The sequence below is a fragment of the Humidesulfovibrio sp. genome (genome assembly GCF_035560995.1).
Taxonomy (GTDB): domain Bacteria; phylum Desulfobacterota; class Desulfovibrionia; order Desulfovibrionales; family Desulfovibrionaceae; genus Humidesulfovibrio.
Window position 1 is genome coordinate 1 of sequence record NZ_DATMYK010000097.1, and the last position, 9,671, is coordinate 9,671.

A 9,671-nucleotide genomic window follows, 5' to 3' on the forward strand; every position below is an offset into this window, starting at 1 on the left:
ATGAATTCAGGACGCCAGAGGGCATTGTCCTTGAAATCCGAGTGCTTCTTCTGGATCAGGAGCGCAGAGGTCGGGCATAGGGCTTCGCAGCGGTGGCAACCCACGCACTTGGCGTTGTCATGCATGACCTTCTGGCGCGTCTCGTCCCAGTAGTGGGCCTCGTACGAGCACTGGCGGACGCAGACCTTGCAGTTGATGCACAGGTCTTTGTCGCGGACGATGGAGAAATCGTGATAGTTTCGGTTGATCGGCTGGAAAAGCAAAACCGTTACCTCGCTCCAAGTGGTTTGGATGAACGCGCACGGGGCCGCAGGCCGCCTCCCGCTTCATCCGGTAGGCCCGGCTGACAGGGGGTCGTCAGAAAATCACAACACCCAGGACCTGTCAAGAAATGAATACGAAAATGTACCGATATTTCGTTTTTTGTCACATTTTCGCAGCGTCCCTTAAATCTGGCTGGGTTAAAAATGACGAAAATTGAACGTAAAAAAAGCCGCCCCTCCGAAGAAAAGGCGGCTTTATCCTAAGATTCCCGCCTTATGCCCAGTGGATAAGTCCCAAAGCGTGGGAATCCAGCAACAGGTGGTGATGGGGCAAAATCCTGACCGTAAAGCCGAATCTCCCGGCCTCCGGGGGCATCACCTCGCCCCGATAGAGGTGCCACCCGTCGCCCAGGTCCTTCTCAGGGGCCTTGGGCGTGGTCAGCCTGCGAATGAAGGCGCTGTCCTGGCTCACCGGACCGTGGTAGATTTCCACCTGCACGTCGGTGGGGGCAAGCCCATCCAGATGCACGCGCGCCTCCACCAGTATGGGCTCTTCCACGAATATCGAGGCATGAGTCTCCGTACGGATGTCGGCGATGGCCAAGTTGCTCCAGCGGGTCATAAGCCGTACGCGCCACTCCGCCAGATCCTTGGCGGCCTTGAAGTCGTCCTTCACCAGATTCACATAGTTGCGGCAGGATGGCAGGTAGGCCCGCTCCACATATTCCTCCACCATGCGGTGGGACGTAAACACGGGTCCGAGCTCGCGCAGGGCGTTCTTCATCTTGCGGATCCAGTTGCGCGGCAGGTTGCCCCGGCCCCGGTCGTAGAACTCAGGCAGGATGTCGTTCTCCAGGATGTTGAACAGGGTCTGGCTCTCCACGAAGTCCTGGTAGGTCAGGTCGTCGTACTCCTCTCCCCTGCCGATGGCCCAGCCCAAGCCGTTGTCCGGGCGATAGGCCTCGTCCCACCAGCCGTCCAGGGTGGAGACCTGGAGCACGCCGTTGATCATGGCCTTCATGCCGCTGGTGCCGCAAGCCTCCAGCGGGCGGCGCGGGTTGTTCAGCCACACGTCGCAGCCCTGCACCATGCGGCTGGCGATTTTGACGTCGTAGTCCTCCAGAAAGACCATGCTCACCCGGCAGTCGTCGCGCCGGCACAGCTGCTGCAATTCCTGGATGATCTTCTTGCCCTCGTTGTCGTTGGGGTGAGCCTTGCCCGCGAAGATGAACTGCACGCGGCGACCGGTGTCGTTCAGCAGCCGCACCAGGCGCTCCTTGTCCATGAGCAGCAGATTGGCGCGCTTGTACGTGGCGAAGCGCCGCGCAAAGCCAATGGTCAGGGCCTGCGGATCCAGCACCTCGTCGGAGATCTGGAGTTCCTTGTGCCGGGCACCCTTGTCCTGCAACTGCTTGCGCAGGCGCTTGCGCACGAAGTCCACCAGACGTTCGCGCAGGCGCTCGTGGGTGCGCCACAGCTCTGCGTCGGGGATGCTCTCGGCCTGGTCCCAGATTCGCCCGCAGTCCGGATCCTCGCGCCAGTTGCCCAGGTAACGGTCATAGAGGATGGCCATGTCGGTGGCCACCCAGGTGGCGGCATGCACGCCGTTGGTGATGCTGCCGATGGGAACGTCCTCTACAGGGTTCTGGGGCCACACGCGCTGCCACATTTTGCGCGAGACCTCGCCATGCAGTTTGGACACGCCGTTGCTGAAGCGCGAGAGTCTGAGCGCCAGCACGGTCATGCAGAACTGCTCGCCGTCGTCGCGCGGATCCTCGCGTCCCAGGGCCATGAAGACCTTGAAGGCCAGGCCGAGCTTGCCGGCATAACCCTCGAAATAGCGCTGCATCAGTTCCGGCGGGAAGCGGTCGTTGCCCGCGGGCACCGGGGTGTGGGTGGTAAACACGCTGGACGAGGCCGTGAGCTCGGTAGCAGCCTCAAACGACAGGCCGTGCTCCATGTACACGCGGATGCGCTCCAGTCCGGCAAAGGCGGAGTGCCCCTCATTCATATGGATGACCATGGGCTCTATACCCATGGCCGCCAGCGCCTTTATGCCGCCGATGCCCAACAGGATCTCCTGCCACAGACGCATCTCCAAACCGCCGCCATACAGGCGCGCCGTCACCTGGCGGAACTCCGGGCTGTTGTCGGGCAGGTTGGTGTCCAGCAGGAACAGGCGAACCTTGCCAACGTGGGCCTCCCACACCCGCGCGCACAGGGTCTGCCCGGCAAGGTCCACGCAGATGCGCAGCTGGTTGCCAAGTTCGTCCTGCACGGGCTTGAGGGGCATCTGCTCGAAGTCGTGGTTCGGGTAGCGTTCCTGCTGCCAGCCGTCCGGGGTCATGTACTGCCGGAAGTAGCCTTCGCGGTACAGAAGGCCCACGGCCACAAGCGGCACGTTCAGGTCGCTGGCGCTTTTCAGGTGGTCGCCCGCGAGCACGCCCAGGCCACCGGAGTAAATGGGCAGACACATGGCGATGCCATACTCCAGGCTGAAGTAGGCCACCGCCATGTTGCGGTCCGGCAGGACTGGAAACTTGTAGTTTGAGTGGCGGCGCACAAGATAATGGTCTAGGGCGCGTTTGGCATCGGCAAGGCGCTGCAGAAAGAAGTCGTCGCGGGCCAGTTCCTCTATGCGGCGCTGGGGCAGGCGGTTCAACAGCTCGATGGGGTTCTGCTCGCAGGCGACCCACAATCCGTGGTCGATTGTGGTAAAGATGTTGGTAAGCTCGCTATTCCAGGAAAACCAAAGGTTGTTGGCGATGTCCCAGAGGGCTTCCAGCCGGGGCGGAAGCTTGGGGACAACGCTGAACACGCGCAGCGCCTGCATGGGGACTCCTTGAAAAGATGACGATGGAAATTTCAGACGCGTACAGCGTATAAAGCCCCACCGGAAAATGCAAGGCTCGTTACGTGACATTTCGCGGTCGCTCAGATTCATTGACAGGCGGGCGATTCGGTGGAAAGAAAAGCGCTCCCGCGCGCAAGGAGGATTCAAGATGACGGACCAGCATACGACGGCCAGCCTGGACTCCCTGGAGGTCCGGGTGCGTTATCTGCATCCGGTCTGGCAGGAGAACGTCCTAGCCTACGCCACGGACGTTTCCGCCGGTCTCGACCTGCGCGCCTGCATCGACTCAGAAACCCTGGACATTCCCGCCGGGGGCCGCGCGGCCATTCCCGCGGGCCTGGCCATAGAGATCATGCGGCCGGGCATCGCCGGGTTCGTGTTCTCGCGCTCCGGCCTGGGCACCAAGGAAGGCCTCACGGTCAGCCAGGGCGTGGGCGTCATCGACCCCGACTACCGGGGCGAGATCATCGTGTCGCTTTTGAACACCTCCGGTCAGACCCGGACCATCGAGCGAGGTCAGCGCATCGCGCAGCTGGTGTTCATGCCGGTCTTCACCGCCCGACTCACCGCTGTGGATGCGCTTGGCGAGACCGCGCGCGGCGCGGGCGGCTTTGGTCATACCGGAAAGGTGTAGCACACGTTCAATCTCGCAAGGAGTTAATATAATGAGCAGCAAATACGACGCGCTGGTGGCCCGGGAAAAAAAGGTTCTTTTCCAGACCTACGGCCGCTATCCCCTGGCCTTTGAAAAGGCCCAGGGCGCGCGCCTGACCGACCTTGACGGCAAGGAGTACGTGGACCTGCTGGCGGGCATCGCCGTGGCCAACCTGGGCCACAGCAATCCGGAACTGCTCGCGGTCATGGCCGAACAGGCCAAGGAACTCCTGCACATCAGCAACCTGTTCTACCAGCCCAGACAGGTGGAACTGGCCGAGCTGCTGCTGACCACCTGCGCCTGCGACAGGGTCTTTTTCTGCAATTCCGGAGCGGAGGCCAACGAGGCGGCCATCAAGCTGGCGCGGCGCTACATGCGCACCGTGCGCTACAAGGACGCGGGCGAGATCATCACCCTGTCCGGCTCCTTCCACGGCCGCACCCTGGCCACGCTGACCGCGACCGGCCAGGGCGGGCGCATCAAGGAAGGTTTCGAGCCCCTGCCCGCAGACTTCACCACCGTGCCCTTCGGTGACATCGAGGCCCTGCGGGCCGCGGTGACGCAGAAGACCGCCGCCGTGCTCATGGAGATGGTCCAGGGCGAGGGCGGCGTGCTGCCCCTGCCGGAAGCCTACGTGCAGGAGGCGGCGGAGATCTGCCGCGAGGCGGGCTGCCTGTTCATGGTAGACGAGGTGCAGACCGGCATGTGCCGCACGGGCAAGTTCTGGGCGCACCAGCACTACGGCGTGGAGCCCGACGTGTTCACCACCTCCAAGGCCCTGGCAAACGGCCTGCCCATGGGCGCCATGCTGGCCAAGGAATATGTGTCCAAGGGCTTTGTGCCCGGCAGCCACGCCACCACTTTCGGCGGCGGCGGGGTCGTTTCCGCCGTGGCGGCCAAGGTGGTGCAGATCATGAAGCGCGACGACATCGCCGGACGCGCGCGCGACCTGGGACAGCTGGCCGTGGAGGCCTTCCGCAAGGTCGCGGCCAAGCATCCGCAGCGCATCAGCGGCGTGCGGGGCCTGGGGCTCATGATCGGCATCGTGCTCTCCGGCCCCGGGGCGGAGATTCACGCGGCCCTGCGTGAGCGCGGCTTCGTGTGCAACCTGGCCCACGGCACCGTGCTGCGGCTTCTCCCCCCGCTGACCATCGGGGCCGAGGATCTGCTTGCCTTTGCCGCGGCCCTGGATGATATTCTGAGCACGGACAAGCAGAACGCCAGCTAGGCGCAACGCGAACGAAGAACTTCAAGCCCGGGGGCGGGAATGTCGGAGATTGCTCCCATTTCCAAGGGCGCGGCTGTGGAAGGCCCGGTGCAGAACATCACCGTGCCCAACGAGCCGCGCCTGCCCATGGGCCGACAGTTGACGAACGTGCAACCCCACCCCACTCCGCTCATCGCGGCGGTGGAGCAGGCCGCACCCGTGCCGGACGAACAGGCCCAGCGCCTGCACGTGGCCCAGATGCGTTCGGAGATCACCGGCACAGGCAACATCATGGACGTCATCGCCTGACGCTCCCGTAACCTTACAGTCAACGGAACACCCACAGAACATGACCCAGGACCTGCTCAAAATCGAATTCTCCCTGCCCGAAGCCGACTACGACGCCGCCGTCGTGTTCCTGTCCACCGCCATCCAGCACGGCTGGGAGGAAACCCAGGCCGTGGACGGCACCACCCACTTCAGCACCTATCTGGAGAACCACGAGGCCGGACGCGAGGTCGCCCGCCAGATCGGCGAGCTGTGGCCGCATTCGGGCATCCGCACCGAGGAAAGCATGAGCCAGGATTGGGGCCAGTCCTGGCGCGAGTTCTTCACGCCCATCGAGTGCGGCGGCCGTTTCGAGATCCTGCCGCCCTGGCTGTCTGATTCGCAGCACGCCGAGTTCACGCCCATCATCATCGAGCCCAAGATGGCCTTCGGCACCGGGCACCATCCCACCACGGCCCTGTGCCTCACCTGTATCGCGGACCTGCACCGCTCCGGGGCCATCGCTCCGGGCATGGAGTTCCTGGACCTGGGCACCGGCTCGGGCATCCTGGGCATCGGCCTGGCCAAGCTGGGGCTCACCGGCCTCGGCCTGGACATCGACCCCCAGGCCATCGCCTGCGCGGATGAGAACGCGGTCATCAACAACGTGGCCGAGACCTTTAAGGTGGCCGTGGGCGGCATCAACAGCCTGCCGGACGACAAGCAGTTCCAGGTGCTGGTGGCCAATATCCTGTCCAAGCCGCTCATCTTCATGGCCAAGGACATCCTGCGCCACCTGGCGCCCGGCGGATGCTTGGCTCTGTCGGGCATCCTGGTGGAACAGGCCCCGGACGTCATCCGCGCCTACCAGCGCCTGGGCCTGCCGGAGCCGGTGCAGCGCAACGAGGGCGAATGGTGCGGCCTTCTGTGGACCAACGTGATCCGCAACGCGGAGAGCGCGGAGGACTGATGTCGCACACCGGGGACGTCATCCGGGGGCTGTACCAGGCCTTTGGCCAGACGCTGGGTCCCAGCCGCTGGTGGCCCGGCGACACGCCCTTCGAGGTCGCCGTGGGCGCCATCCTGACCCAGAACACCAACTGGAAGAACGTAGAGCAGGCCATCGCCAACCTGAAGAGGGCCGACGCCATGACCGAAAAGGGCCTGCGCGCCCTGCCCCCGGCCGTCCTGGAGGACATGATCCGCCCGGCCGGTTCTTTCCGTATCAAAACCGTACGGTTAACAAATTTTCTCGATTTTCTTGAACAGGAGTCCGGCCTGGATATCGAGGCCTTGGGCCAGCACAACCTGTATGATCTGCGGCCCAAGCTGCTCTCGGTGCGTGGCATAGGGCCGGAAACGGCGGATTCCATCCTCTGCTACGCCCTGGGCAAGCCCACCTTCGTGGTCGACGCCTACACCTTCCGCATGTTCGCCCGGCATGGGCTGGTTTATGAGGGCATGGACTACCACGAGCTGCAGGAGACCATCATGGACGCTCTGCCGCAGGACGTGGCCGACTACAACGAGTTCCACGCCCTTGTCGTGCGCGCGTCCAAGGAATGGTGCAGCAAGTCGCGCCCCAAATGCGCCGCCTGCCCCGCCCGCGAACTGCTGCCCGACCCGGAGCGGTTGCCCCAATGAAGCGCACGGCCCTCTTCCTCGGCCTCTTCTGCTGCCTTGCCCTTGCCGCGCCGGCCATGGCCCAGCCTGCGCAGCTGGAAAAGGCCCTGCAGACCGAACGCCAGAAAGCCGACGAACGCAAAGGGGCCGTGCAGAAGCTGGCCGAGCGCGAAAAGGCCCTGGCGGGCAAGCTGGGCGAGATCGACTCGCGCATGAAGGCTGCCCAGGAGCGCATCGACAAGCAGGAACAGGCGCTTGAGGCCATCCGCAAGGAGGAGGCCAAGCACGCCGAACAGTACGAGGCCGTGCGCCAGAAGCGCGAGCAGTCCGTCCGTGAGCTGCGCAAGCTTCTGGAGCTGCTCTGGCCCATCAACGCCCAGGGCATGCACGAAGGCGCGCGCCTTGCCGACAGTTGGGATACGGCCGACCGCCGCTTCCAGTGGAACAGCGCGGCGTACAACCGCGCCAGGACCATGCTTGAGGCCGTGCGCGCCCAGGAGCGCGAGCTGGCCGGGGTCATCGCCCGGCAGAGGGAGCTGGAGGCCCAGGTGGACAAGCAGCTCGTGGCCGTGAACGCCGCCAAGGACGCCCTGCTCAAGGACAAGCTGGCCGTCAACGCGCGCATGAGCCAGGTGAGCAACCAGCGCCGCGACCTGGAATCCGAGCTCCAGTCCATCATCAAGACCATCCAGCAGCTCAACTATCAGCTGGTCATCCAGCGCAGCCGCAAGTTCGACGCCTTCAAGGGCGCCCTGCCCTGGCCCGTGGCCGGAAAGCTCGTGGCCACCTTCGCCCCGGAGGGCAAGCCCGCGCGCCGGGGCCTTGGCCTGGCCACTGGCGAGGCCGCCACCGTGCGCAGCGTGTTCTGGGGCAAGGTGGTGCACAACGACGTGCTGCGCGGCCTGGGCAAGGTGGTCATTTTGTACCACGGCGGCGACTATTACAGCCTGTATGCCTATCTCTCCGACGTGAGTGTGGAGACGGGTCAGGATGTGGAAAAGGACGAACCTCTCGGTCATGCCGGTTATTACCCGGAAGCCCACGGCTCCGGACTCTATTTCGAATTGCGTTTTCACCAGAAACCCATTAATCCCCAGCTGTGGCTCATGCCCGCCCACTAGCGGCCGGAACGTCCTGGCCGTGTTGATTTTGGAGGAACTATGCGCGTTGGCATCTGGTTTGGCTGTTTCATCATGCTTCTCACCCTTACCGTCGCTCCGGCCCCGCTTGGCGCCGCGCCCGGCAAGGACGACCAGTTCGAGGCCCTGCGCAGGTTCAGCCAGGTGGTGGACATGGTGGAGACCCACTATGTGAAGCCGGTCACCAAGGCCGAGCTCATCCAGAATTCCATCAAGGGCATGCTGGAGCAGTTGGACCCGCACTCGGCCTTTCTGTCCGCCGATGACTTCAAGGAACTGCAGGTCTCGTCCAGCGGCGCCTTCCATGGTATCGGCATCGAGATCAGCTCCGAAAACGGCCGCCTCATCGTGGTTTCGCCCATTGAGGACACTCCGGCCTACAAGGCCGGCCTCAAGAGCGGCGACATCATCCTGGAGATCGACGGCGAACCCACCAGCGAGATCGGCCTGAACGAGGCCGTGAAGAAGATCCGCGGCCCCCAGGGCAGCAGCGTCACCCTGACCATCCTGCACAAGGGCGCGCAGCAGCCCATCGACGTGACCATCGCCCGCGGCACCATCCCCATCGTGAGCGTGAAGACCCAGGAGCTCGAAAAGGGCTACCTCATGTGCCGCATCACCCGCTTCAACGAGCACACCACCAAGGAACTGCGCGACAAGCTGGCCGAATACGCCAAGAAGACGCCCATCCAGGGCATCGTGCTCGACCTGCGCAACAATCCCGGCGGCCTGCTCGACCAGGCGGTCACCGTGGCCGACACCTTCCTGGCCGACGGCCTCATCGTGTACATTCAGGGCAAGGATCCGCAGTCCCGCCGCGACTTCACCGGCCGCAAGTCCTCCGACGACTACACCGAAGTGCCCATGGTCACGCTCATCAACGCGGGCAGCGCCTCGGCATCGGAGATCGTTGCCGGCGCCCTGCAGGACCGCAAGCGCGCCCTGCTCATCGGCGAGAAGACCTTTGGCAAGGGCTCCGTGCAGACCGTGGTCTCCCTGCCCGACGGCTCCGGCATCAAGCTGACAACCGCGCTCTACTACACGCCCAACGGCCGCAGCATCCAGGCCGAGGGCATCGTGCCGGACCTGGAGATCCCCTTCGTGGCCCCGCCCTCTGACGAGGACAAGAACCTCAAGGACCGCTTCACCTTCCGCGAGAAGGACTTCTCCCGCCACCTGGAGAACGGCAGCGCAAAGAAGGGCAAGAAGGGCGCAGCCAAGGCCGGACAGGACAACGAGACCGCCCGCGCCATGATCGAGAAGGACAACCAGCTGCGCCTGGGCCTGGAAATGGTCAAGACCCTGCCCAAGATTCGCGACATCCGGTAAACGCGGCACATGACCAAGCATACGGACACTGAGGGCCAGGCTGGGGCATCCCGGCCTGGTCCTTCTTCATCCGGCCACTCTTCATCGGGCGGGCGCAAGCGCCGGGGCAACACCCCGGTGTGGGTCGCCCTGGCCATCGTGGCCGGACTCTTTGCGGGCTTCTTCCTGGGGCGCCAGTTCCCGGCGCCGCCGCCACCTCCGGCCCAGAACGCCACCCTTGAGGAACCGCGCGAAAGCGAACTGGCCCGCAAAGCCAAGCTGGCCGAACAGGCCGTGCACAAGAGCCTCAAGGCCCTGGCCCCGGATGCTGCGGCCAAAGTGGAAGCTTCGGAGC

The 9,671-nt window shown here is 64.2% G+C and carries 10 protein-coding genes; 8 read left to right on the forward strand and 2 right to left on the reverse strand.

Features of this window, described 5'->3' with window-relative positions; all coding sequences use genetic code 11:
* A partial coding sequence (locus tag VN419_RS03575) for a 4Fe-4S binding protein (RefSeq protein WP_325644520.1) occupies positions 1-263 on the reverse strand: 263 nt, incomplete at its 3' end.
* A gap of 274 nt (positions 264-537) precedes the next feature.
* Complete coding sequence (glgP, locus tag VN419_RS03580; RefSeq protein ID WP_325644522.1) at positions 538-3,096, reverse strand: alpha-glucan family phosphorylase; 2,559 nt, start codon at positions 3,094-3,096, stop codon at positions 538-540.
* Positions 3,097-3,265: 169 nt separating this feature from the next.
* Between glgP and dut the strand changes: the two genes are divergently transcribed.
* The 8 genes from dut to VN419_RS03620 form a co-directional block, all read left to right on the forward strand.
* Positions 3,266-3,751 (forward strand): dUTP diphosphatase, encoded by a 486-nt coding sequence (gene dut / locus VN419_RS03585; protein WP_325644524.1) that lies wholly within the window; start codon positions 3,266-3,268, stop codon positions 3,749-3,751.
* A 31-nt stretch (positions 3,752-3,782) separates the two neighbouring features.
* On the forward strand, positions 3,783-5,000 hold the full coding sequence (locus VN419_RS03590) for an aspartate aminotransferase family protein (protein ID WP_325644525.1): 1,218 nt from the start codon (positions 3,783-3,785) through the stop codon (positions 4,998-5,000).
* A gap of 39 nt (positions 5,001-5,039) precedes the next feature.
* Entirely contained in the window at positions 5,040-5,288 is a 249-nt protein-coding gene (locus VN419_RS03595) for a hypothetical protein (protein WP_325644526.1), read from the forward strand.
* A 40-nt stretch (positions 5,289-5,328) separates the two neighbouring features.
* The gene (locus VN419_RS03600; protein ID WP_325644528.1) at positions 5,329-6,216 is read left to right on the forward strand and encodes a 50S ribosomal protein L11 methyltransferase; all 888 of its coding nucleotides are present in this window, start codon (positions 5,329-5,331) and stop codon (positions 6,214-6,216) included.
* Positions 6,216-6,890, forward strand: coding sequence for an endonuclease III domain-containing protein (locus VN419_RS03605; protein ID WP_325644530.1), 675 nt, complete (start codon positions 6,216-6,218; stop codon positions 6,888-6,890). Before VN419_RS03600 ends, VN419_RS03605 begins: the two co-directional genes overlap by 1 nt.
* On the forward strand, positions 6,887-7,990 hold the full coding sequence (locus VN419_RS03610) for a murein hydrolase activator EnvC family protein (protein ID WP_325644532.1): 1,104 nt from the start codon (positions 6,887-6,889) through the stop codon (positions 7,988-7,990). Before VN419_RS03605 ends, VN419_RS03610 begins: the two co-directional genes overlap by 4 nt.
* 39 nt (positions 7,991-8,029) lie before the next feature.
* Entirely contained in the window at positions 8,030-9,337 is a 1,308-nt protein-coding gene (locus tag VN419_RS03615) for a S41 family peptidase (RefSeq protein ID WP_325644534.1), read from the forward strand.
* Between the two features lie 9 nt (positions 9,338-9,346).
* On the forward strand, positions 9,347-9,671 hold a 325-nt coding region (locus VN419_RS03620), incomplete at its 3' end, for a hypothetical protein (protein WP_325644536.1).